This is a genomic window from Halomonas dongshanensis, assembly GCF_024790395.1.
GTDB classification, from domain to species: Bacteria; Pseudomonadota; Gammaproteobacteria; order Pseudomonadales; family Halomonadaceae; genus Vreelandella; species Vreelandella dongshanensis.
The window spans coordinates 516730-540966 of sequence record NZ_JAJISC010000002.1 but is presented as its reverse complement, the minus strand read 5'-3'; the positions used below and the strand labels follow the sequence as shown (position 1 = coordinate 540966).

General features: G+C 59.1%; 20 protein-coding genes and 2 tRNA genes. 6 read left to right on the top strand and 16 right to left on the bottom strand.

Going from position 1 to position 24237, the window contains the following annotated elements; translation table 11 throughout:
- The first annotated feature begins 27 nt into the window (after window positions 1-27).
- Window positions 28-1314 (top strand): citrate synthase, encoded by a 1287-nt coding sequence (gltA, locus tag LLY24_RS05945; RefSeq protein WP_259035366.1) that lies wholly within the window; start codon window positions 28-30, stop codon window positions 1312-1314.
- A 499-nt stretch (window positions 1315-1813) separates the two neighbouring features.
- On the opposite strand, the gene LLY24_RS05940 is transcribed toward gltA, so the two are convergent.
- From LLY24_RS05940 to gltX, 3 genes are all read right to left on the bottom strand, one after another.
- Window positions 1814-1889, bottom strand: a tRNA-Glu gene (locus LLY24_RS05940).
- A gap of 26 nt (window positions 1890-1915) precedes the next feature.
- Window positions 1916-1991: transfer RNA gene (locus LLY24_RS05935), tRNA-Ala, on the bottom strand.
- A gap of 108 nt (window positions 1992-2099) precedes the next feature.
- Window positions 2100-3578 carry a glutamate--tRNA ligase gene (gene gltX, locus LLY24_RS05930; protein WP_259035365.1) on the bottom strand — a complete coding sequence of 493 codons (1479 nt, stop codon included), beginning with the start codon at window positions 3576-3578 and terminating at the stop codon, window positions 2100-2102.
- Between the two features lie 175 nt (window positions 3579-3753).
- On the opposite strand from gltX, the gene LLY24_RS05925 reads away from it, so the two are divergent.
- Window positions 3754-4278 (top strand): helix-turn-helix domain-containing protein, encoded by a 525-nt coding sequence (locus tag LLY24_RS05925; RefSeq protein WP_259035364.1) that lies wholly within the window; start codon window positions 3754-3756, stop codon window positions 4276-4278.
- Window positions 4279-4318: 40 nt separating this feature from the next.
- Here the strand turns inward: LLY24_RS05925 and LLY24_RS05920 are convergent, their stop codons facing one another.
- Window positions 4319-4915, bottom strand: a complete 597-nt coding sequence (locus tag LLY24_RS05920; RefSeq protein WP_259035363.1) for a hypothetical protein — start codon at window positions 4913-4915, stop codon at window positions 4319-4321.
- A gap of 221 nt (window positions 4916-5136) precedes the next feature.
- On the opposite strand from LLY24_RS05920, the gene LLY24_RS05915 reads away from it, so the two are divergent.
- On the top strand, window positions 5137-5943 hold the full coding sequence (locus tag LLY24_RS05915; protein WP_259035362.1) for a sulfite exporter TauE/SafE family protein: 807 nt from the start codon (window positions 5137-5139) through the stop codon (window positions 5941-5943).
- A gap of 48 nt (window positions 5944-5991) precedes the next feature.
- On the opposite strand, the gene LLY24_RS05910 is transcribed toward LLY24_RS05915, so the two are convergent.
- The 3 genes from LLY24_RS05910 to LLY24_RS05900 form a co-directional block, all read right to left on the bottom strand.
- Entirely contained in the window at window positions 5992-6468 is a 477-nt protein-coding gene (locus LLY24_RS05910; RefSeq protein WP_259035361.1) for a DUF3617 domain-containing protein, read from the bottom strand.
- A 710-nt stretch (window positions 6469-7178) separates the two neighbouring features.
- Complete coding sequence (locus LLY24_RS05905) at window positions 7179-7460, bottom strand: addiction module antidote protein (RefSeq protein WP_259035360.1); 282 nt, start codon at window positions 7458-7460, stop codon at window positions 7179-7181.
- Window positions 7457-7759 carry a type II toxin-antitoxin system RelE/ParE family toxin gene (locus tag LLY24_RS05900; RefSeq protein ID WP_259035359.1) on the bottom strand — a complete coding sequence of 101 codons (303 nt, stop codon included), beginning with the start codon at window positions 7757-7759 and terminating at the stop codon, window positions 7457-7459. The genes LLY24_RS05905 and LLY24_RS05900 overlap by 4 nt, the downstream gene beginning before the upstream one ends.
- Before the next feature lie 371 nt (window positions 7760-8130).
- Here LLY24_RS05900 and dusA point away from each other — a divergent pair, with 371 nt between their 5' ends.
- On the top strand, window positions 8131-9168 hold the full coding sequence (dusA, locus tag LLY24_RS05895) for a tRNA dihydrouridine(20/20a) synthase DusA (RefSeq protein WP_427854539.1): 1038 nt from the start codon (window positions 8131-8133) through the stop codon (window positions 9166-9168).
- Window positions 9169-9228: 60 nt separating this feature from the next.
- Here the strand turns inward: dusA and LLY24_RS05890 are convergent, their stop codons facing one another.
- Together LLY24_RS05890 and LLY24_RS05885 are read right to left on the bottom strand one after the other, a co-directional pair.
- Complete coding sequence (locus LLY24_RS05890) at window positions 9229-10701, bottom strand: catalase (RefSeq protein WP_259035358.1); 1473 nt, start codon at window positions 10699-10701, stop codon at window positions 9229-9231.
- 236 nt (window positions 10702-10937) lie between these two features.
- Complete coding sequence (locus tag LLY24_RS05885) at window positions 10938-11969, bottom strand: succinylglutamate desuccinylase/aspartoacylase family protein (protein WP_259035357.1); 1032 nt, start codon at window positions 11967-11969, stop codon at window positions 10938-10940.
- Window positions 11970-12148: 179 nt separating this feature from the next.
- On the opposite strand from LLY24_RS05885, the gene LLY24_RS05880 reads away from it, so the two are divergent.
- Window positions 12149-12760, top strand: coding sequence for a TetR family transcriptional regulator (locus LLY24_RS05880; RefSeq protein WP_259035356.1), 612 nt, complete (start codon window positions 12149-12151; stop codon window positions 12758-12760).
- Window positions 12761-12832: 72 nt separating this feature from the next.
- Here the strand turns inward: LLY24_RS05880 and LLY24_RS05875 are convergent, their stop codons facing one another.
- The 4 genes from LLY24_RS05875 to LLY24_RS05860 all read right to left on the bottom strand — a co-directional run bounded on the left by LLY24_RS05875 (window position 12833) and on the right by LLY24_RS05860 (window position 19857).
- On the bottom strand, window positions 12833-13552 hold the full coding sequence (locus LLY24_RS05875) for a hypothetical protein (protein ID WP_259035355.1): 720 nt from the start codon (window positions 13550-13552) through the stop codon (window positions 12833-12835).
- A 270-nt stretch (window positions 13553-13822) separates the two neighbouring features.
- Window positions 13823-17014, bottom strand: a complete 3192-nt coding sequence (locus LLY24_RS05870) for an efflux RND transporter permease subunit (protein ID WP_259035354.1) — start codon at window positions 17012-17014, stop codon at window positions 13823-13825.
- Window positions 17014-18297: an efflux RND transporter periplasmic adaptor subunit gene (locus LLY24_RS05865; RefSeq protein ID WP_259035353.1), complete on the bottom strand. Its 1284-nt coding sequence runs from the start codon at window positions 18295-18297 to the stop codon at window positions 17014-17016. Before LLY24_RS05865 ends, LLY24_RS05870 begins: the two co-directional genes overlap by 1 nt.
- Window positions 18298-18354: 57 nt before the next feature.
- The gene (locus LLY24_RS05860; RefSeq protein ID WP_259035352.1) at window positions 18355-19857 is read right to left on the bottom strand and encodes a TolC family outer membrane protein; all 1503 of its coding nucleotides are present in this window, start codon (window positions 19855-19857) and stop codon (window positions 18355-18357) included.
- A 290-nt stretch (window positions 19858-20147) separates the two neighbouring features.
- Here LLY24_RS05860 and LLY24_RS05855 point away from each other — a divergent pair, with 290 nt between their 5' ends.
- Window positions 20148-20465 (top strand): YqfO family protein, encoded by a 318-nt coding sequence (locus tag LLY24_RS05855; protein WP_259035351.1) that lies wholly within the window; start codon window positions 20148-20150, stop codon window positions 20463-20465.
- Window positions 20466-20538: 73 nt separating this feature from the next.
- Here the strand turns inward: LLY24_RS05855 and xylB are convergent, their stop codons facing one another.
- From xylB to LLY24_RS05840, 3 genes are read right to left on the bottom strand one after another with little or no spacing between them, the layout of a single operon-like run.
- Entirely contained in the window at window positions 20539-22026 is a 1488-nt protein-coding gene (xylB, locus tag LLY24_RS05850; protein WP_259035350.1) for a xylulokinase, read from the bottom strand.
- Window positions 22027-22048: 22 nt separating this feature from the next.
- A complete protein-coding gene (locus tag LLY24_RS05845; RefSeq protein WP_427854538.1) occupies window positions 22049-23542 on the bottom strand; it encodes a mannitol dehydrogenase family protein in 1494 nt (497 codons plus the stop codon).
- A gap of 12 nt (window positions 23543-23554) precedes the next feature.
- Window positions 23555-24235, bottom strand: a complete 681-nt coding sequence (locus tag LLY24_RS05840) for an HAD family hydrolase (RefSeq protein WP_259035349.1) — start codon at window positions 24233-24235, stop codon at window positions 23555-23557.
- Window positions 24236-24237: the final 2 nt, after the last annotated feature.

Sequence of the window (24237 nt, the reverse complement as noted above, 5' to 3'; positions counted from 1 at the left end):
ATACATCGAATTCGAAAGGAGGCCAGCATGGCTGACAGGAAAGCGACATTGACGGTAGACGGTCTGGACAAATCGATCGAGCTACCCATGTATTCCGGCACTCTGGGACCCGACGTCATCGACGTTCGTGGCTTGGGCGCCGAAGGCCTGTTCACCTACGACCCCGGCTTCATGGCCACCTCTTCATGCCAGTCCGCCATCACCTATATCGATGGCGGCAAGGGCGTACTGCTCCATCGCGGTTACCCCATCGACCAACTCGCTAAAGAGTCCAACTTCGTCGAGCTGTGTTACACCCTGCTGTTTGGCGAGTTGCCGAACGATGAAGAATACGCCGACTTCAACGCCCGTATTCGTAACCACACCATGGTTCACGACCAGATCAACAACTTCTTCAAGGGTTTCCGGCGTGACGCCCACCCGATGTCGATTTTGTGCGGCGTCGTCGGCGGCCTGGCCGCGTTCTACCATGACCACATGGACATCACCAAAGAGGAAGATCGCGTCATCAGCGCCGTGCGCTTGATCGCCAAGATGCCGACGATCGCCGCGATGTCCTACAAGTACAACGTAGGCCAGCCGTTCAACTATCCGCGTAACGATCTGAGCTATGCAGAGAACTTCCTCTACATGATGTTCAGCAATCCCTGCGAGGAGTACAAGATCAACCCGGTCTACGCCAAAGCGATGGACCGCATCTTCATGCTCCACGCCGACCACGAGCAGAACGCCTCGACCTCTACCGTGCGTCTGGCCGGCTCCACCGGCGCCAACCCCTTTGCCTGCATTAGCGCCGGCATTGCCGCACTTTGGGGCCCGGCCCACGGCGGCGCCAACGAAGCCGTTTTGGCCATGCTCGACGAAATCGGTGATGAGTCCGAAGAGAACATCCAGCGCTTCATCGATAAGGCAAAAGACAAGAACGATCCGTTCAAGCTGATGGGCTTTGGACACCGCGTCTATCGCAACTTCGACCCCCGCGCCAAGGTCATGAAAGAGACCTGCGACGAGGTCCTGGCCGAGCTCGGTCTCTCCGACGATCCACAGCTCAAGATTGCCAAACGCCTGGAACAGATCGCACTGGAAGACGAGTACTTCGTCGAACGCAAGCTCTACCCCAATGTCGACTTCTACTCCGGCATCATTCTCAAGGCGATGGGCATTCCGACCAACATGTTCACCGTGATCTTCGCCGTTTCACGCACCATCGGCTGGATCTCACACTGGCACGAAATGCTCAGCGAAAGCTACAAGATCGGTCGTCCACGCCAGCTGTACATCGGCCACGATCAGCGCGACTACCCCAAGAAGTAAGTCGCCCGGCTCAAGAGCAGAGGCGCACACCTTCTGCTCTTGAGCCCTCGATCAAGTCATATCGCCTCAGGCCGCCTTCTCAGGCGGCCTTTTTCATTCTTCCCAAGCCCAACCACATTGCTCTTCATTGCTTGATCTCAAGGGCTCCTACAGGGCTCAGAAGCGCGTTTGAGGGTTTTCCACACGATCTGTGGATAAGCCTGTTCACAACCACTAGAAAACGTCTCGGAATCGCCATAGGGAGGGGCTTTGAGTTAGATTGGTCATTTTTTGATCTAATATAACTTATTGATTTTAAACAAAATAAGAAGATATGGAATTTTTCTACACGAACGCGCGATGGTTGTGCACAACTCTTTCGAAAGAACCGCAAAAGTGGACAAGTCAAGTGCCAAAAAGCCTAAAAGGGGTTAAAAATACCCAGGCCACAGCATTGACAATAAGAAGAGGAATCGTTATCAAACGATGAAAAATAGAGGAGAACGAGGCCCGCAGGAGATGGCGTCCCATAGGGGGTTCGAACCCCTGTTCCCGCCGTGAAAGGGCGGTGTCCTAGACCACTAGACGAATGGGACGCAAAGAAAACATCACGGATGTGATGTGGTGGAGCCTAGCGGGATCGAACCGCTGACCTCAACACTGCCAGTGTTGCGCTCTCCCAGCTGAGCTAAGGCCCCTATGTCGTGAAGACGGAGCGTATATTACTGATTCGCTTTGGCTAAGTCAACAAGAATTCGGCAAACTCTGGGCAACGCCAGCGCCGTTCAGCGCTGACGTTGACCTGATTATAGCTCGCGGTACTCCTTCTCGAAACGCTTGGCCTGCTTCTTGGATACACCGCCCAGCACGTCGAGAGCGTGACGTAGCCGCGCGCGCGTCATGTCGGAGCCTAGGATGACCATGGCATCCATGACCGAAGTACTGGCGCTGGCACCGGTAATGGCGATGAACACGGGCGCCAGGAAGAGCTTCATCTTAAGCTCGAAGTGGGCCGCCAGCGTCTTCACTTCTTCTAGCAGGTTATCCTTGCTCCAGGCAGGCACGCCTTCGAAGCGCCAAACGAGGAACTGAAGCAGCTTGACCAGCGTCTCCTTGTCCAGCTTGATCGCCTCGAAATCCGCCTCTTCGATGTTCGGCATGCCGGAGAAGAAGTGCCCTGCCAGCGGAATCACCTGGGAGAGCGTTTCCACCCGCGGGCGCACCTCGGGCACGATCTGGTTGACGTAGGCATCATTGAAGGCCCAATCACGTAGCGCGCGTACGAAAGCGGCATCGTCGAGGTCTTCGCGAATGTAGACCCCATTGAGCCAGGTTAGCTTTTCAAGATCGAAGACCGGCCCGCCAAGCGAGACGCGCTGAATGTCGAACGCCTGCATCATTTCGGTCAGCGAGAACTTCTCGCGCTCATCCGGCATCGACCAACCCATACGGCCCAGATAGTTGGTCACCGCCTGAGGCAAATAGCCCATGCGACGGTAGTAGTTGATCGACGTCGGGTTCTTACGCTTGGAGAGCTTCGACTTATCGGGGTTGCGCAGAAGCGGCATGTGACAAAGCGCAGGCATCTCCCAGCCGAAGTACTCATACAGCAGTTGGTGCTTGGGTGCCGAGTTGATCCACTCTTCGCCACGCAGCACATGGGTGATCCCCATTAGATGGTCATCGACGACGTTGGCCAAGTGATAGGTCGGCATGCCATCGGATTTGAGCAGAATTTGAGCGTCGACCTGCGCCCACTCCACTTCGATACGTCCGCGCAGCATGTCTTCGACGACGCAAACACCTTCGCTGGGTACGTTCATACGCACGACGAACGGCCAGTTTTCCGCCTCGCGACGCGCCTGCTCGTCTTTGTCCAGCGCTAGGTCCGCAGGCTTGAGCGCTAGGTGTAGCCCGGCCGCTTTACGCTCTTCACGCAGTGAATCGAGCTCTTCGCTCGTGCGGTAGCACTTGAAGGCGTGTCCTGCGTCGAGTAGCTGCTGGGCGTGCTTGGCGTAGATATCGCCTCGCTCGCTCTGGCGGTAGGGGCCATGCGGGCCGCCGACATCCGGGCCTTCGTCCCACTCGAGCCCCAACCACTTGAGCGAATCGAGGATCATCTGTTCGGATTCAGGCGTGGAGCGTTCACGGTCGGTATCTTCGATGCGCAGAATGAACTGACCGCCGTGCTGACGGGCAAAGCAGAGGTTGAACAGGGCAATATAGGCCGTGCCGACGTGGGGGTCTCCCGTGGGCGACGGCGCGATACGGGTACGTACGGTCATGATGGCGTCCTTAGGCAGTGAAGCGTGGCGCCATTATACGCACCCAATTGCCATCCAACAGCACCGCCAGGGGAACGACTTGGAAAAGAAAGCGTCACACTCAAGGCTCTGTGCCCCACTTGAGTAAGTGGGCATCCCCTTGACGAGCATTGCTGCTCACAGACAGGACTACGTAATGGAATCGCTAGGCTCACGTATCAAGCAACTTCGGCTCCGGGCCAAGCTCAACAAGGCTGCCCTGGCGCGTAAGGTGGGCGTGTCCGACGTCACTATCTCTTACTGGGAATCGGGGGCGATCAAACAGATCGGCCACGAACGCCTGGTCGCCCTGGCGGACGCACTGGATTGCTCCCTGGCGACGCTTCTAGAGGGCGATAGCGCCCCGCCGCTGCTCACGCTTACCCACGAAGGCAGCTTGCCCTGGGAGCAGACCCAGGCCACCCACTTGGCCCCCCCGGCGCATATTCCGCTCAAGCACGTTTGGAAAACGGCCAGCGTGCTCGTTACGCCAGCGCCCAACACCCAGTTTCAACATCTGGAGCAAGGTGACCTTGCCCTCCTTGGCCCCACCAGCGCGTTTCACGGCAAGGGCGAATATCTGGTCAGCAGCGAAGGCCGCTGGGTGCTAAGAACGCTTGAGAGTGCGGCGGAAGCAGACGACATTCATGCCGTACTGCTCGCTCACTGGCGGACGATGTAACCCAACACTAAGCGCTATTACTGCTAACAATTACGACTAACTATTCACTTCCTGGTCGCTCAAGCCCCTCAACCTGGTCCAGTGTTCGCCTTGGCTCGTTACCGATAAGAAAACGCCGCGAATACTGAGCCACCTGCCCCAAGCCATGGCGCGACTGGGTGACCAGCGCGCCGGTCAAATTTTCACCGTTTTGCCCGATTCGCGCCTGGACACTTGCAGGCTGAGTGCGCGCCTCCGAAAGCTGAACGCGGATGATATAGCCGCCGTCGGGCAGGCCGCTGCCTGGGCCGAACGGCCCTGCGCTGAAGGCACCCTCGCGCACCTCGGTGCGTGACTGCCAGCGCACGCGACTCACCTCGCGCTCGACCACAAGCTGTATACGCGTGCCGTCAGGGAGATTACTCTCCCCTTCGACCCGCAAACGGCGGTCGCTGCCAAGTGCAGCCGTCGTGGTAAAACTCACCTCGAGAGGCTCGTCCACGCGTTCGATAGCCGTAACGGCATCGCGATGCTGTTGCTGGGTGACCGCACGCGGCCCTACTTCGCCGCTATGGAGCCTGTCCGACGCCTCCTCGTCGCTACCACAGCCTGTTAGTAGTGCCATCACGACTAACCCCCACCCACGCAGATTCTTCATATTCCGCCCCTCCTCACCATCCTTGCGCTTTCAGCCAGTGTAACGGGGCACCATGAAGGCGCAAAGCGTTGCACCTATGCCAGCTTGACGACGCCCACTCCCCACTCGAGCGCGCTTTACGCGCCATTTCCTGCGGCAATCGCCGCCCTGCCCTCCCCGGCGCAGGCAAAGTGCAGTAACATTGTTAACGTGCAAACCATAAAGCGGGCAGGAGAGTGGCGGTGGATTTGATCTGGTGGATCGCATACATAGCCTTGGGTGGCGTGGTCGGCTTGATGGCTGGGCTTTTGGGCATTGGCGGCGGCGGCATCATGGTGCCCATTCTCACCTCGCTGTTTTTGCTCCAGGGCGTGCCTCACGAACACTTGGCGCACTTGGCGCTCGGCACCTCGATGGCGGCAATCGTACCCGCCTCGATTTCGAGCCTGCTATCACACCACCGGCGTAAGGCGGTGCGCTGGGAAATCGTGCGCTACATTGCCCCCGGCATTCTCATCGGCACCTTCTGCGCGACGTTCATTGCCGCTCTTCTGCCGACGCGGGGGCTGGCAATATTTTTTGCCTGTTTCATGCTGCTGATGTCGCTGCAGATGCTGGCCAACATCAAGCCCAAGCCTACCCGTAGCCTACCTGGGCCGATGGGGCTAGGCGGCGCAGGGCTCGGTATCGGCGGCATCTCGGCGTTGGTTGCCATCGGCGGTGGCTCGATGACCGTTCCTTTTCTCACCTGGTGCAACGTCAAACTACCCAACGCCATCGGCACCTCGGCGGCAGTCGGCTTACCCATCGCCCTTGCCGGGGCGCTGGGCTATATCGTCAACGGCATCGGGATCGATGGGCTACCGGGGGCCTCTCTTGGCTTCGTCTATCTACCCGCGCTGATCCTCATGGCGCCGTTTAGCATACTCATGGCGCCCATCGGCGCCCGGCTGGCCCACCGTCTTCCGGTTGTGTACCTGAAACGTATTTTCGCCGTACTGCTGATGGTGCTCTCCCTGCAGATGGTCTACACCGTTTTCACCGCCTAAGCGTACCAACGGCTGTTCCCCCCAACTGACATGAGCCCCGGTTTTGCGCTAGGGCTCTTCCGTCTCGTCGGCACCCTCTTCGACTTGGCTGCACTCAGGAGCATCCCAGCGGTAGTCGATCCGCGAGACGTAGGTGTATCCATCGGAATAGGCAGCGATAAATTCACTGGAGAAGGTTTCGCTATCCTGCAAGCGTAGCGCCTCATGTACTGCCGCCTTTTCACCGCCGAGGTCACAGCGGCCATCGAAGCTGATGACGCCCTCCTCACGATACGTGGCAACTTCCTCACACTCTACCCGCACCCAAAGCGCTGCGAACGCCTTTTGCAGATCGACAGCCTCTTCATCGCTAAAGCACATATAGCTGACATCTTCGGAAAGCGGCTCCGAGCCCTCAACCGAAGAGGTCTGCGTCGTAACCTCCCACTGCCCGCTACGAATGTCATCCGCTTGCACAATGCCCGCACTCGCAAGCGCGACCATTATCGAAAGCGCCACACTCGTCCCACGCACATTCATCGCCATTTGCCTGCTCTCCCCAGTGTTGGATATCAGTCGCCATCATAGCGCAGGCACGCACTTTGGCGCTTTTATAACGCGCAGCGTAAAAAACCTTGCAAGCCAAGGGACTACCTCTAGGCTGATAGGGAACCTCATCGTTTTCTACTAGGAGAATACCTTATGCCCATTACCCTTATCGTGGTCGTTGTCGTGGTCATCGTTGCCGTGCTTGGTTTTAGCGGTGGTCTGCCGTTTTGACCCCTTGATCGAGCGTAATTTTGTACTGCGTCGGCTTCCTTGCGTACAATGGCGCGCCACACCACCTTCCTGCGATTCGACTTTTTCGAGTAGACCGCATTCACGCAATGCAAGCGACTGATATGACAATCCAAAGCTCCGCCGACGCCGCTCGTCGCTTTTCTGTGGCTCCAATGATGGATGGGACAAGAAAGCCCTTGAAATAGGGCTTTTTTTCGGGCGCCCTTGGTCAGTGGTAGTACACATGCAGCCGCCCGACAAGCTAAAACGCTTTCGCTACACCCTCCGTTATACCCAAAAGGGCGAGCCTTCCTTCGGCTTTGAATCCGTCTCCAGAGTCGCCGTGCCTATATCGGCCTTAATTCTGCGGATACCCTGGAGCTATGGATCACCGCTGCCGAGTAGGTAAACCAACCGTCCAATTATTGGGGGTCAGCTCATTAAACGCGTGGCGTATCATGGTACAGATGGCTGCCTTACGATGCTTCAGCATGCAACGAAATACCGAGGGCTTTCATCACCGTCATGATCGTCGCGAAGCTCGGGTTCCCCTCAGCGGAAAGCGCCTTGTATAACCCCTCACGGGTCAACCCAGTATCACGTGCTAGTTGTGACATACCCCGGGCCCGGGCGATATCACCAAGCGCGGCAGCTACCAGCGCGGGGTCGCCTTCCTCAAAGCAGGCCTCAAGGTATAGCGCCATATCCTCTTCAGTTTTTAGATGGCCAACGACATCCCATTTACGCAGTGTGCTCATGGTACCTCCTTCAAATCACGAGCCAATTGCTTCGCAATATCAATATCTTTTGCTTGGGTAGATTTATCACCACCTGCCAGCAAGATCACCAACTCATACCCCCGCTGGACAAAATACACTCGGTAGCCAGGCCCGTAGTGAATCCTCAGTTCCGATACGCCTTCACCAACAGGTTCACAATCCCCGAAGTTCCCCAACTCAACGCGGCGCACCCTAGCCAAAATCTTTGCCTTGGCCCGGCTATCTCGTAACTTCTCGAACCAGTTCGAGTAGGTCTCGGTGACGGTAATCATTTTCATGATTAAAGTGTAAACCATAGTTAACAAAAAGCAAGTAGCCTCTTTAGTATAAATAGCCCCGCTCCCCCCGCCGCCGCTTCGCCTGCGCGCGATGCCGCCGCACGATAGCGGCTCGAGCTCGCGCCTTTTGGCCCATCCCACAGATATGGCCTTCTAGGGGGAATGTTTTCGACTCGGCGTAGTCTGGTTATCCAGCACGCGCGATGCGGATACGCGCTAGATATGAGAAACTCTTGTCCCTTTTCGGGCGCTTTATGATCGTCACCATCGAAGCCTCAAAATGTGACAAATGCAGGTGCCAAGTAGTGCCAAATTTGTGAAACAATTTAGTTAGCGAAAACGTGGATAAACTACTGCAAACATGAACAGTTATGACTGATACCACAAACACGCAAACCCGCATGAAGTCTGGCACCGCCCGCCCTGAGCTGGATAGAACTTTCTCCGTCGCGCCGATGATGGACTGGACGACCCGCGATTACCGCGCCTTCGCACGCACGCTGACAAAGCGTGCACTGCTCTATACCGAGATGGTGACGACAGGGGCGATTTTGCATGGTTCGCCCCGCGTGCGGTTTTTGGGCTATGGCGACGTCGAGCATCCTCTTGCGCTCCAGTTGGGTGGAAGCGATGCAGGCGAGCTTGCCGAGTGCGCGGCAATTGCCGAGGCGTGGGGCTATGACGAGGTCAACCTCAACGTCGGCTGCCCAAGCGACCGGGTGCAGAACAATTTGATCGGCGCCTGCTTGATGGGGCATCCCGAGAAGGTTGCAGCGGGCGTGTGCGCCATGCGCGAAGCGGTCTCCATCCCGGTGACGGTCAAGTGCCGCATCGGCATCGATGATCAGGACGAAGATGCCGATCTCGAACGCTTCATTGCCACCGTCGCCGATGCGGGCTGCGAGGTGTTCATCGTTCATGCACGCAAAGCTTGGCTCCAGGGGCTTTCGCCGAAGGAGAACCGCGATATCCCACCGCTCAACTATCCGCGCGTGCACCGCTTGAAGCAGAGCCGCCCCGAGCTTCATATCGGAATCAATGGCGGTATCAAGACGCTCGATGAGTGCCAGGCGCAGCTAGCTCACGTGGATAGCGTAATGATCGGGCGCGAGGCCTACCAGAACCCTTGGCTGCTCGCGGGCGTGGATCAGGCGCTCTTTGGCGAAGCAGGCCCGGCCGCCACACGGCTCGACGCTGCCCAGGCGTTTCGTCCCTATATTCAAATGCGCCTAGACGAAGGCGCTAAGCTCAACCACATTACCCGGCATCTTTTGGGCCTGTTCCAGGGCTGCCCAGGCGGGCGACGCTTTCGCCGCCATCTTTCCGAACACGCGCATAAAGAGGGTGCAGGGCTTCGCCTTTACGACGAAGCGCTGAGTCTCGTGCGCGAGCCCGAAGCCGTCGCCTAAAAAACCCCGCTACGTGAAAACGTCGCGGGGTTGGTTAATTGCTGCTGGGGGAGCGGGGGACTACTTACCGGCGTTGCGGCGGTTTTCCATTACGCCCTTCTCGACGCGCTCGCCGATGGTCTGGTCGACGTTTTTCCAGTACTCGAACACGCGCGAGAGCACAGGCTCTTCGACCCCACCTGAAACATGCCCCACGATGTTGTTGACCAGCCGGTCGCGCGCGGCATCGTCCATCACCTTGTTGACCAGGTCGTTGGCCTGGTTGAAATCGCCATCGTCGGGTCGCAAAGTGTAGGCTGCACGCACGAACTCCCCATCCGCCTGCCATACCGCGTCCTCCGGAAAGCGCTGCGGATCGGCATGGGCGCCACCTTTACTATTGGGCGCATAGACCGGATCAGTGCTATTGGAGATACGCATCCGCCCGCCTTTGGCGTAGCTGTGGTAAGGGCATTTCGGCTGGTTGACCGGAATGTCCTGATAGTTCACGCCCAGCCGTGCCCGGTGCGCATCGGCGTAGGAGATGGTACGGGCCAAGAGCATCTTGTCCGGCGAGAAGCCAGTGCCCGGCACGGCGTTGCTGGGCTGAAACGCGGCCTGCTCGATTTGGGTATGGAAATCGGTTGGGTTACGATCCAACGTCATCTTACCCACTTCCTGCAGCGGGTAGTCGCCGTGAGGCCACACCTTGGTCAGATCGAAAGGGTTGATGCGGTAAGTCTTGGCGTCCTCGAAGGGCATGATCTGAACGTGCAGCGTCCAGGTCGGGTAGTCGCCGCGTTTGATGGCATCGAACAGATCGCGCCGGTGATAATCGGCGTCTGATCCCGCCATCTGGTCGGCCTGCTCCTGAGTCATGCACTTGATGCCCTGGTCGGTCTTGAAGTGGTACTTCACCCAGAAGCGCTCGCCGCCCTCGTTCACCCACATGTAAGTGTGGCTGGAGTAGCCGTTCATGTGGCGCCAGGAGGCTGGCACACCGCGATCGCCCATCAGCCACGTCACTTGGTGGGCAGATTCCGGAGACAGCGTCCAGAAATCCCACTGCATGTCATGATCGCGTAAGCCATTGTCGGCACGGCGCTTTTGCGAGTGAATGAAGTGCTGGAACTTGAGCGGGTCGCGAACGAAGAACACGGGGGTATTGTTACCCACCATGTCGAAGTTGCCCTCCTCGGTGTAGAACTTCAGGGCAAAGCCGCGCGGATCGCGCCAGGTATCCGGGCTTCCAGACTCACCCGCCACCGTAGAGAAGCGTGCGACCATTTCGGTCTTTTTGCCCGGCTGCAAAAACTTTGCCTTGGTGTAGCGGCTAACGTCGTGGGTCACCTCGAAGTGACCAAAGGCACCGCCGCCTTTGGCATGGGGCTGGCGGTCGGGGATCATTTCGCGGTTGAAGGCCGCCATCTGCTCCATCAAGTAGTGATCATGCAGTACGATGGGGCCGTCAGCGCCTACGGTAAGCGAGTGTTCGTCGCTGGCTACCGGAATACCCGCGTCCGTCGTCGTAAACGTAGATTTATCCTTCGTCATACCCTTCTCCATATCACGGTCCGAGGCCTCTTGGAGGGCCACGTTATAGCGGCTTGGCGTCAAGCCGCGCACGCTTTTGCCTTTCATTTATGACCATCATGTATAGTCAATGTAAAAGGATCATGCCACGAACCGGGACCGAACCTCAGCTATGGGGGCCATAGCGTCAGTACATCGAAATTACTGACAGGGCGACGTTTATTTTTATGCCCGCAAGTTTTTACCGGAGGGCACGCCTAGAACATGGGATCGGGAACCGGCTCCAGGCTCGACTGGAAGCTTTCGATGGCGTTTTCGGCCTCTTCGATCTCATCGAAGCGGGCGATGTGGTAAAGCGCCTCACCTTCGTTGGCCAACGGTAGTCGGCTCATACCGATGACGATACCGTCGGCCATAGCGCGGACCTCGCCTTCGTCGTTACCGAACGGATCGGCCACCTTGCCAAGCACTTCGCCCTTGGCCACTCGCGCACCGAGGCGTACCTGGGGGCGCAAGATGCCATCGATGGGGGCTCGCGCCCAGCTAGAGCCATTAGCGACCTCGGCAGGCGCAGGTAGTCGACGACGCTGTTCACCTGTGAGCATACCTAGACGGCGCATGACGCGCAGCACGCCGCGTACACCGGGAGCAATGGCCCACTCGTCGAAGCGCAGCGCTTCCCCCGCTTCATAGGTCAGTACTGGAATCTCACGGCTTTGAGCGTAGTGGCGCAGGCTGCCCTCGCGTAGCTCGGCGTTGAGCACGACGGGGGCACCAAAGGCATCGGCCATACGTTCGGTTTCGCTACCAGGTGTGAGCTGAGCGCGAATCTGCGGCAGGTTGGTACGGTGCAGCGCGCCGGTATGCAGGTCGATGATGTGCGTGGCGTGATCGACGATCTCCTGGCGAAAGAGAGCGGCCATACGCCCGCCGAGCGACCCCGCCTCGCTACCCGGAAAGCAGCGGTTCAAATCACGCCGGTCGGGCAGGTAACGCGTCTGCTGAATGAAACCAAAAACGTTGACCACGGGTACCGCGATCAAGGTACCGCGCAAGCCCGCAATCGAGCGTGAACGCAGCAGGCGGCGCACGATTTCGACGCTATTGATCTCATCGCCATGAATCCCGCCGCATACCAATAGCACGGGCCCTTCACGGCGCCCGTGTACCACTTCCACAGGTATGTGCAGTGGCGCATGGGTGTAGAGCCGAGCCACGGGAACATCGAACTGCAAGCGGTGTCCGGGATGGATAGTGTGGCCTGCCAGTATGAAAGGTTCGCGCGCCATATAAATATCCTGATGAACGTTAAACGTTGTTTAGCTTAACGTGCTAGCGGACATCTTTGGCAAGCTCATTTAACCATACATATTTGAATGTAAAACGCATGGAAGTGCGTTAGAATATCGTCACTGATGCTAAGCGAACTGCTTGGTAAACATGTGCTTGGATGACGAGGTGACAGGTCATGGCCCGCAAGACGAAAGCGGAAGCGGCTGCAACGCGCGAAGCGCTCTTGGTGGCGGCGGAAGAAATGTTCTTTGCCAACGGCGTTGCCCGCACCTCACTTGAGCAAATCGCGCGCCACGCAGGCCTTACGCGTGGAGCGGTCTACTGGCATTTCAAGAACAAGGGCGACTTGTTCATGGCGCTGGTCGATCAGGTAAGAATGCCTTTTCAGTCGTTGACCGAAGAGGTGATCAAGGCCGACGACAGCTTATCACCGCTGGAAACCATCCGTCTTGCGTGCCATGCGGGTCTCGTGCGCTTGGAGCAGCCTTCCTACCAGCGCATCCTCTCGATCTTGCTTCATCGCTGTGAAGTCTTTAGCGATATCAACCCGATGGAGATGCAAGAGGAGATCGGCAATGAGTGCTTCGATCAGATGCTTTACGTGTTCGAGCAAGCTCACGCTCAACACCAGCTACGCCCCAACCTGACCCCCAGAATGGCTACGCTAACGCTCCAGTCAGCGCTAGGCGGGCTGTTTCATGACTGGCTCCGCAACCCAGGCGCCTTCCCCATTCGCACTCAAGGCGGCGAACTGATCGATACCTTGATCATGCTGATGCGCGCCTGAGCGCGACAGTGCCCGCAGCGTAATACCGCGAGCAGTGCCACTCATTTTTCAGTGCACGCTGTGGCAGTAGCGCTATGAAGGGCGCTGAGCGTCGGCGTGTGAAGAGATGGGTGAATCATAATCCACGACGTCCGGCGCTTGGCGGTGGCGCTGTTCGAGGCGCAATTTGCTAAGCCGCGCCCGGGTATCCAAGTAGCAACGCTTGGCGACGCTGCGATACGCGTCTTCCTCGGTCAAATACTTCACTAATACCCGCCGCTGACCTTCGCGAACGCTCGCAACGCCTTTGTCATGTAGCTTTACGTGAATGCCCGGCTCGCCCTCTATTTCAGCCGTAGCAAGCTCACCCTCACGCGTGGCGACGATGACCGTTGCCCCCAAGAGGCAACGCCGAGTGAAAGAGCGATGACGATGTAGCGGTCGATGCAACGAATAGCATAGTGCCGAGGCAATGGGAGACGCGATCGCAATCGTGGCCCAGAGCGTGAGTAAGCCCAACGGGACGCGAAACATTCCTAACTCCCAGCGGCTAAGCAGAAAAAGCTCGATAATCAGCGAAAGCGTGCCAGCGATGAGCAGGATCAAACTCAAGGCCATGCTGACCGGAACGCCTGCAAAACCGAGCGAGACGAACGTACTGGCCATATGGTCATCGCGCAGGCTGTCACGCTCGAAAAGTTCGAGCGGCGCGATGCCCACGAGCACCAGTAGCCAATAGAGCGCGAGTAGCGCGAGAAGAAACGTAAAAACGATGGTAGGAAACTGCAGTGCTGCAGAGATGATCGTGGACATGGCGTGCCCTCCTCCAGATCTCGTGTCTGGTATATCTCGTCGCCCGTCTTGTTATTAAAAATAATTGGCGCGAAGAGATACGTTGCATCTTTATGCTTTCAGCATGGTGCTTTCATAGTACGTTCAGCATAGTCCAAAGCGTCTTGGCTTTCTTATTCATCCTTAGGCGAAGTGATCCAGGTCACGCTTTGTGGATCCATCGCTAAAGCCGCCTACGAAAAAGGCGCCACCTTACGGTGACGCCTTCAATGATGCTGCTTTATCTAGCGCTTAGTGCTGATCGTGCTCCAGCGCCGGTTTCTTGCCACGTCCGCCGTGGTCGCTATGCGTTTTACGCCGCAGCCAGTCCGAGACGGTGGCGATCATGGCGTAGAAGGTCGGCACGAAGATACTGCCCAGCACCGCGACCGACGCCATACCCATGGCCACCGTAGTACCGATGTGGTGACTGCTGACGTCACTCGCCCCGGTCGCTAGCGCCAACGGCAGAGTACCGAAGATGAACGCCAGCGACGTCATCACGATCGGCCGGAAGCGTAGCTCGGCAGCGGTGATGGCAGCTTCACGAATCGACTTGCCCTCCTCCTTCCGTTGGAGCTCGGCGAATTCGACGATCAGAATCGCGTTCTTCGCCGCCAAGCCCACGACCACCAGCATACCTATCTGGACGTAAACGCTAGTATCCAGGCCGCGTAGCACGATACCGCCGATACCACCGAGGAACGCAAAGGGCGTCGCGGTGAGTACCGCCAGCGGCAACGACCAGCTCTCGTACTGAGCCGCTAGAATGAGGAATACCATCATGATGCCAAAGACAATGGCAAGTGTGGCGGTATTACCCAGGTTGGCTTCCTGATAGGCAGTACCGGTCCAGCCCATGCCCCAGTTGGGGCCAAGGGTATCCAAAACGATCTGATCCATCGCTTCGATCGCCTGGGCCGAACTGTAGCCCGGCGCCGGGTTACCCTGGAACTGTGCACCGGTATAGACCCCGAAACGCGAAACCACCGACGGCCCGACCTGGCGCTCTAGCGTGACGAATTCGGAGAGTGGAATGCGCTCACCACTGCCGCCGCGTACGTAGACATTATTGATGTCTTCGGGCGTTTTACGGAATTCGTCTTCGTTTTGCAGGTAGACCTGGAAGTTACGGTTCTGATAGCTGAAGAAGTTGACGAAGCCGTTACCGAAGGTATTGGAGAGCGCCGAATTGATGTTCTCCAGCGCCACGCCATAGCTCAGCGCTTTCTGCTGATCGATTTCGGCACGGAACGACGGCACGTTGACGTTGAAGGTCGAGAATACCTGTGAAAGCGCCGGATGCTGATTGGCCGCGCCCATGATCTGAAGCGAGGCTTCGTAGAGCTCACGCGGCGAGGCGCCATCGAAGGACTGTAAATATCCTTCGAAGCCTCCTGTCGTCGAAAGCCCCATGATCGGCGGTACGTTGAAGGCCATCGCCGTACCACCATCGATGCTTGCACCGAGCTGCATGACCTGACCAACCAGCGAACCTGCCGTCAGTTCACGCTCATCCCACGGCGCCATACTGATGAAGATAATGCCGCGGGCGGTATTAACGGCGCTAGAGAGAATATCATACCCCGCAACCGAGGTTGAGTAATCGACCCCATCGATGTCCTCGATAGCAGCGCTGAGCTTGTCCATATAACTCTGCGTCCGGCTCAGCGAGGCCGCATCGGGAAGTGAAACGCTCACCAACACCAGGCCTTGGTCAGTTTCAGGCACCAGAGTCGAGGGCGTAGTGGCGTAGAGCCAATACGACCCCGCCCCTACGGCTGCCGTAAGCACCAGAGCCAACACCCAGAAACGCACCAGCTTTTTGACACACCACATATAGATGGCCGTTAGCCAAGCAAAGAAGCGGTCGAACAGACGCAGCGGCGTGCGGATGGCGCGCTTGAATCGAGACGGCTTGCTCTGGTGAAGGTCGTGCTTGATGAAGATCGCCGAGAGCGCTGGCGTGAAGGTCAATGCCATCAGCGCCGATAGCGCCACCGATATCGCCACGGTAATCGCGAACTGCTGATAGATCTGACCGGTGAAGCCGCCCAGAAAGGCAACCGGTACGAATACCGCCGCCATGATCAGCGAGGTCGCGATGACCGGCCCCCCCACCTCTTTCATCGCACGGATGGTCGCATCCCGCACGCTGATCTCTTCGTCTTCGCTCAATACCCGCTCGACGTTCTCCACCACCAGTATCGCATCGTCCACCACGATCCCTATCGACAGCACCAATGCGAATAGCGTCAAGAGGTTGATCGAGAAGTCGAACAAATAGAACCCGGCGAAGGTGCCGATGACCGATACCGGCACCACTGACATGGCGATGACGGTGAAACGCCAGTTCTGCAGGAAGATGAACAGGATCACGATAACGATCAAGAACGCTTCGATGAAGGTGTGGAACACCGTCTCGACCGAGGCATTGATGAACAGCGTCGTGTCATACGGTGTCACGTACTCGAGCCCTGGCGGGAAGCGGCTGGAGAGATCCACCATGGTGTCGCGCACGGCTTGTGCCGTGGAGAGGGCATTGGCTCCGGGCTGCTGATTGATGATGATCGGCGTCATCGTCGCCCCATTCAGGCGAGCATCGATGCCGTAGAAAGACGCCCCTAGCTCGATGCGAGCAACGTCCTCCAGCCGCAGCGAGGAGCCATCCGGGTTGGTACGCAGATAGATATTACGGAAATCGTCAGTATCGGAGAGACGTCCTCCGGCAGTCATTGTGTAGGTATAGGCGCGCGGGTCGCTCTGAGGCGTTGCTGCCAAACTACCGGCCGGAACCTCGGTGTTCTGCGCCCGAATGGCACTGGCCACTTCACTGGGGGTCAGGTCATATTGGGCCAGCTTGTCCGGATCCATCCAGATACGCATGGCGAACTCACCGCCTCCAAGCACCTCGGCATTGCCCACGCCCGGTACTTGGCGCAGCTCATCGAGAATGTTCAGGGTGGCATAGTTCTGCATATAGACGTTGTCGTAATCACCGTTGGGTGACGTTAAGGCGACAAGCATCAGAATAGAGTTGGACTGGAGCTGAACATTGACCCCTTGGGACTGTACGGCCTCGGGCAGTTGCGAGAGCGCCCCCTGAACACGGTTGTTGACGTTGATGGTATTGATGTCGCCATCGGTACCAATGTTGAACGCCACGCTCAGGCTCATGATGCCGTTATCAGCACTGTTCGAGGTCATGTAGAGCATGTCCTCGACGCCGTTGATCGCCTCGGCCAGCGGTGCCGCCACGGTCTGGGCCACGGTTTCGGCATCGGCCCCGGGGAACTGGGCCTGCACCGAGACCGTGGGCGGCACGACGCTTGGATACTGCTCGATGGGCAGTATTCGCATCGCCATGGCGCCAACCAGCGTCAAGATAATCGCCAGTACCGTGGCAAATATCGGACGGCTGATGAAGAAGTTGGAAAAATTCATTATTGAGCGCCCTCTTCTCCTTCACCCGGCTGCATACCACCGGCGCCCTCCTGCATGGCCGCCGCCTGTTCGGCTTCGGCCTGCTGCTCTTGGGCTTCTTCGGCTTCTACGCTTTCGGTCAGTGCATCGGCATCGCCGTCAAAGGCCACCGCATCGATGGGCATGCCCGGCTCGATACCGGCAGGATCCCCGACGATGACGCGATCGCCCTCTTCCAAGCCATCGACGATGATCTGCCAAGGGCCTGCGACATCGCCCAACTGCACGGTGCGCTCGCGCGCTTCGTCGTTTTCGTCGAGCACGAAAACGCGGGGGCCCATCAGGCCCTGAGTAACCGCAATTTCGGGCACGGCAAGAACATCGAAGCGTTTAAGACCCTCGATACGCACGCGCACGAACTGGCCTGGCAAAATAGCAGCGTCAGGGTTGGCAAAGGTCGCCGACGCCTGCACCGTGCTGGTGCCGCTGCCAACGCGCGAACCGAGGAAATTGAGTTGGCCGACTAAGTCATCACTGCTCTCTTGGCCCGGCACCTGTAGGCGCGCACGGATTGATGAGAGGCTCCCGCCCGCCGCAATTTGGCGACGCAGTTCGAAAGCGTCGCGCTGCGGCAGTTGAAAGCGTACTTCGAGTGGGTCGAGCGGGGTAATGGTGGCAAGTTCGGTACCCGAATTGACGACGTTACCTACGTTGACCTCACTCAAACTGATCATGCCCGAAACCGGCGCCGTCACCTGGGAGTAGCCTAAATCCAGATTGGCGCTAGCGAGCGCTGCTTGGGCCTGCGCGACATTGGCCTGGGCCACACGACGGTCCGCCAGGGCCTGATCGTACTGTTGGCGACTCACCGAATTCTGGCTCACCAAACGCTCGAAGCGCTCGGCATCGCGCTGAGCGCGTGCCAGCTGAGCCTGGGCACTCTGCAGGTCGGCTTCGCGCTGATTCACGGTGGACTGATAAAGGTCAGGCTCGATGGTATAGAGCCGCTCGCCCTGCTCGACCATCTGGCCGGGCTCGAAATGACGCTCCTCGAGCGTACCGCTCACGCGCGCCACTAGGGTCACTTCGTTGTCGCTACGCAGCAGCGACGGATAGGACTTTTGCAACGCAATGTCTTGACGGCGCATCTCGGCGACTTCCACGCGGTGCGGTTGCTGCTGGCCTTGACCTTGCTGGCCCTGCTGTGGCTGCTGCTCGGTTTCCTCCTGGCCGCACGCTGCTAGGGTCAACGCGACCACCAGGGCAAGGAGGCTCACGCGGCCCGAGTAGATCATCTTTTTCATAACCGGTTTATTCCCTTAAAATCACTTAGGTCGTTCGGAGTGCAAGCTGGCGTTGGATTAGCGCTCCGGACGCGGCGGCGCACCGATGTTCATGGCCTGTTGATAGCGATCGCCCCCCTGACTCTCGGGCAGCACGAAGCTCACCTCGTTACCAGTCAGCAGGGCATTGATCTCTTCGATGGCGGCCACGTCGAGCTGACCTGCCTGCTGACGCAGCGACAGCAGATTGACCACATAGTCGTAGCGCGACTCGGCATGATTGGCGATGGCGTTATACAAATTCTGTTCGGCGTTGAGCACATCGACGATGTTACGCGTACCGACCTCATAGCCCGCTCGCGTCGCCTCGAGGGCGCTGCGCATGGAGACGATGGCCTGCTCGCGGGCATCCACTGTCTCGACGTCATTGCTGACCTGGGTGTACAGCGAGCGCACCTGCTGGATGGTGGTACGACGCTGAGACTCGAAGTCGTACTGGGTGCTTTCGAGCTGATAGGTCGACTGGCGAATGCGCGCACTCGTGGTGCCACCGGTATAGATGGGCATGTTCGCCCGGACGCCTAGCTGAGCCGATGAGTCGTGCCCGGTGACGTAGTCGATATCGTTGTCGGCGTATTGGTAATTGGCGAACGCCGAAAGCGTCGGCATGCGACCGGCACGCGCAATCTCGACGGCAGAGCGCGAGACCTCGACACCGGCCTGCTGAGCGAGCACCAACGGGTTGCGCTCGACGGCCTGCTCGACCCAGTAGTCGCGATCGGCGGGAGTAGGCAGCGTGATCGGCGCATCTTCGCCCAGTGCTTCGATGCTGGCATAGCGATTGCCGGTCAACTGCTCCAGCGCTTCGAACGCCACCTGGAGGTTACTTTCGGCAGTCAGACGTTCGGCACGCGACTGATCGAACGAGGCACGCGCCTCCTCCACTTCGGTAATGGCGATCAGCCCCACTTCGAACTGCTCTTGCGCCTGTTCGAGCTGACGGCCGATGGCACGCTCCTGCGCCAGACGTGCTTCGAGCACTTCATAGGCACGTAGGATGTCGAAGTAGGCGTTGATCACATCGAGCAGTACCTGCTGTTCGGTAGCCGCCAGCGAGTAGAGCTGCTGGTCGATCTGATGCGTGGCCTGGGCAACTTCTTGGGTGGTCACGGCGTTGAACAGGGCCTGAGTCGCCTCCAATGAGAGCGAGTAGCTATTGAAGTTATCGCTACCCGCGCCGCGACCGCCAACCGCTGCCACGCCGCCGGCACCCGTACCAGCGCCCGGCGCCGTCGGGTCAGCAGCAATGGCCGAGCTACCCTGGCTTTCGATTTGACGGTTGTGCGTCGCGCTACCCGAGGCGTTGACCTGAGGCAGAAGGCCACCACGCACGGCGTCACGATTGGCCTCGACGCCCTGATACTCAGAGCGTGCAGAGGCAAGCTCAGCGTTATTGGCCAAAGCGTCGCGAGTGATGGTGACCAGATCGGCGGCGTGGCTTTGCAGCGCAATGGAGGAAGTGACCACGGCCAGGAGTAAGGGGCGAAGCGGGGCAGTGACTGCCCGGTGTGCCAGTCGCATGAGGTTGCCTCTAGGTGTCAACGTCGTTGGTGGCAGCTGTCAAGGCGCCATTCGTCAGAGCGTGGCATTATAGTTACATTCATGTATGTATGCTAGCCTTGAAACTGCGGGATTAGTGTGAACAAGATACGCAAAAATGACCGCTTTACCTTATACCAAAGACGCGGTTCCTTTCATGAACTAAATATGGATCTTAAACGTTCGGGATGCCGCCTGCGCTTGCCGCCCTCTCTACTGCGCTATCCTCTTACTGGAAAATGTCCCATCCAGCCCCTGTTGCCGGAGGCAATATGTACAAACTCGCCTTTTTCGTTCCTGTAGCCGATGCCGAGAAGGTCAAACAAGCCGTTTTTGACGCCGGCGGCGGGCGCATCGGCAACTACGATCAATGCTGCTTTCAAACGCTAGGCACGGGCCAGTTTCGACCGACCGAAGGCGCCGACCCGCATATCGGCCATATCGGCACGCTCGAGCGCGTCGAAGAGTACAAAGTGGAGATGGTCTGCGACGACGATCACATACATGGCGCCGTTGCGGCCCTTAAACTGGCCCACCCCTACGAGGAAGTCGCCTTTGACGTTTGGCGACTGGAAACGCTGCGGCTATAAAAATAAAGCCGCTACAAAAACAGCACGGCGATAGCGCCAAACGGCTATCAAAGATGGCTAGAGCAAGGAGCGCTCATTCGGCGGTAGCCACGCCATGCTGGCGATTGAGGTGGCCACGGTAGCGCGCATAGACCTCGCGATAGGCCGCAACGCCTTTTGAGTCGGGCTCGGCGCGTGATGTTTCATCGAGCGTAACCATCGCCTGGCATAGCGGCTCCAACTCGCCGCCCTGATGACACCACGCGGCCTGAATGGCAGCCCCCAAGGCGGCAGCGTCGGTCACCACCGGGCAGACTACCGAACTTGCCGTCACATCGGCGACCATCTGTCGCCATACTGGGCTCTTGGCCCCACCGCCGATAAGGCGAATCTCATCGACACTTGCCGCTAATGGGCCGCACTGTTCGAGACCATAGCGCAGCCCCAGTGTCGCCCCCTCCACCACTGCGCGGCAGAGATTGGCCTGGGTGGTATTGACGCTACTGAGCCCCTCGAAGCTCGCCGTGGCCTCGGGCAGCATGGGCACGCGCTCGCCGTTGAAGAACGGCAGCACGCTCACGCCATCGGCGCCAATAGGCGCTTGGGCGATACGCTCGCCAAAGGTGATCAGATCGAGGCCGAAAAGCTCGCGAATGCGCGTTGTCGCCGAGGTGACGTTCATGGTGCAGATAAGCGGCAGCCAGCTGCCGTGGCTAGAGCAAAAGTTGGCCAACATGGCATTTTCCGGCACCACTGGCGTATCCGAGTGGGCACAGATGGTGCCGGAAGTCCCCAGGCTAAAGGTGACGCGCCCGGCGCGTATGTTGCCGGTGCCGATGGCGCCCAGCATGTTATCGCCTCCGCCGCTTGCCACCAGCACGCGGGCAGGTAGCCCTAACGCTTCGGCCGCGTCAGGCCGTAGTGTACCCACGGCGGCGTGGGAATCGATCAGGCGTGGCAGCACGTGGTCGGGGTCGAGTTCGGGGGCTAGCACGCCCCACACGTCACGGCGCCAAGTGCGCGCGCGCGTATCGAAATAGCCAGTGCCCGAGGCATCGCCCGCCTCGGCCACGCGCTCACCGGTGAGCCAAAAGTTGAGATAGTCGTGGGGCAGCAACAGCGTGGCGATACGCGCGTAGGCATCGGGATGCACCTCACGCAGCCACGCAAGCTTCGATGCCGTATAACCGGTCTGCAAGATGAGCCCTAGCCGATCGAGGCAGCCTTGCGGCCCGCCAAGCTGTTCGATGAGGCGCGAATTCCACGCCACCGTTTCGGTATCGCACCAAAGCTTGGCGGGGTAGACGGGATTGCCGTGGCGATCCAGCGCCACCATGCCGTGCTGCTGACCGGAGATCGCCAGCGCGCGTATTGCCTGGCCATCGATACCCGCTTGGGCCATCGCCGCCTTGACCCCGTGGATCAGCGCCGCGACCCATTCGCCTGGATCCTGCTCGCGCCGCCCGCCCGCGCCTTCGATCAGTCGATGTGGCCGGTTGGCTTCGCCCAGGATACGCCCCTGCTCGCCATCGACGACCACCACCTTGGTACTCTGCGTGCCGCAATCCACCCCGATGTACATCACCGCTCTCCTACTCGCTTCGTCACCCGCTGCGTGCCATCAATGCCTCGAGTGTGCCACGTGCGCCATCGCGATGCAGGCTTTCTAGCGCGTCCAGATACGCCTGACGAAACCGTGGGTCGTCGGCCAAATCGCCAAACAGCGCCCGGTTTTCGATGAACGCCGTGGGCTGCTCGCGCTGGGAGCGGGCTAGCGGCACCAGGGTCGTTTTTAGTCGATCGACGACGTCGATGGGCACACCCTGCTCATCCACCCCTTCGGCATAGCGCGCCCAGCTGGCGACCACCGCAGCGCTCAGACGTATCTCGCCCCCAGCGTCGAGCTGTTCACGAATCACCGGCACCAGCCATTTGGGAATGCGGTCCGAGCTTTCGGCACAGAGCCGGGCCAGGGTGTCTTTGATCTCGGGGTTGGCAAAACGCTCAATCAGCGTCTGGCAATAGCGGGGAATGTCGATACCCGGCACCGGCGCCAGCGTCGGCGCCCCCTCATGGCGCATATAGGCCAGTAGAAAATCGACGAACAGCGGGTCACGGCACACTTCGTGAGCGTAGCGATACCCCGCGAGATAGCCAAAGTAGGTAAGCGCTTGGTGGCTGGCGTTGAGCAGGCGAAGTTTCATCAGTTCGAAAGGAATGACGTCCTCCACTACCTGCACGCCCACCTCCTCAAGCGGCGGGCGGCCACAGCCAAAGTGCTCCTCGACCACCCACTGGGTGAAGGGCTCGCAGACCACAGGCCAGGCGTCGCTAATGCCAAAGCGCTCGGCAAGCTCGACGATATCGGCCTCGGTGGTCACAGGGGTGATGCGATCGACCATGGCGTTGGGAAAGGCCACGTGTTGCGCGATCCAGGCGCCCAACTCAGGGTCGCGCGCGGTGGCAAAGGTAACGAAGGCCGATTTACATACCTCACCGTTACCCTGAATGTTGTCACAGGACATCAGCGTGAACGGCGCGACACCCCGTGCGCGACGCCTTGCCAGCGCCTCGGTCACCAAGCCAAAGGTCGTCACCGAGCGCTGGGGGTGGTGCAGGTCGTGGCGAATGTCAGGGTGATCAAGATCGAAGGCGCCGGTCACGGCGTGTAGGTTGTAACCGCCTTCGGTCACCGTCAGTGACACGATGCGAATGGCCGAGTCGGCAAGACATTCGATGACGGCCTCGGGATCGTCCGGCGCGAAGAGATAGTCGATGATGCTTCCGATCACGCGCGGTTCGCGCTGCCCATCAGGGTGTTTGACGACGAGGGTATAGAGGTGATCCTGCTCGGCCAGCGCCGCCTGCATGCGCTTGTCGCCCGGCATGACGCCAATGCCGACGATGCCCCAATCGAGCGCCCTGCCCGCGTTCATCAAGTCATCGAGATACATCGCCTGGTGGGCGCGATGAAAGCCACCAACGCCAATATGGGCAATGCCCGGCGTCACGCGCGAGCGCTCATAGCGCGGGCGCGCCACCTCGTTGGGAAGCTGCTTGAGGCAGTCCATCGATAGTCGGTTATCAGCGTACGGCATGGCACATCCTCCTCATGGGGTTTTCTCACGGGCCTGCCAGCGCGCAATCAGAGCGGGCAATTGCTCCATGTGCGCGATGACCTGCCAGGCGCCTGCCGCTAGCAGCCGCGCTGCCTGATCAGGCGCTACGTGACTTGCGCCGGTAAAACCGATCACGCGCATCTCGGCCGCGCTCGCTGCGCTAACGCCGGCAACGCTATCTTCCACCACCAAGCAGCAGTGCGGCGCAACGCCAAGCTCGGCGGCTGCCAGCAGGTAAAGCGCAGGGTCGGGCTTGGGAGCGCGTACCTGATCGGCGCTAAAAATCGGCGCGCCTTGCAGCACGCTATCGAGCCCGGTACCGGCAAGCGATGCCACGACGCGTTGGCGGCGGCTATTAGAGACCACTGCCATGGGTAACGGCGTACGTGCCAGCACCTCAGCGACGCCTGCCATGGCCTTAAGCTCCTGGCCCAGACGCGCCTCGATGGCCTCATCGACGCGTGCGGTGGCGCCTAGCGGCAGGTCGTGTACGCTCATATCCGCGAAATGGGCAAGAATATCGGCGGTGGTCATGCCCAGCGCCTGACCTAGCGCCGCGTCGACGTTCACATCGGGTAGCCACTGGGTCAGGAGCTTGGCCAGGGTGCGCTCGGCGATCGCCTCGCTATCCACGAGGACGCCGTCGCAGTCGAAGATCAAAACATCACACATAG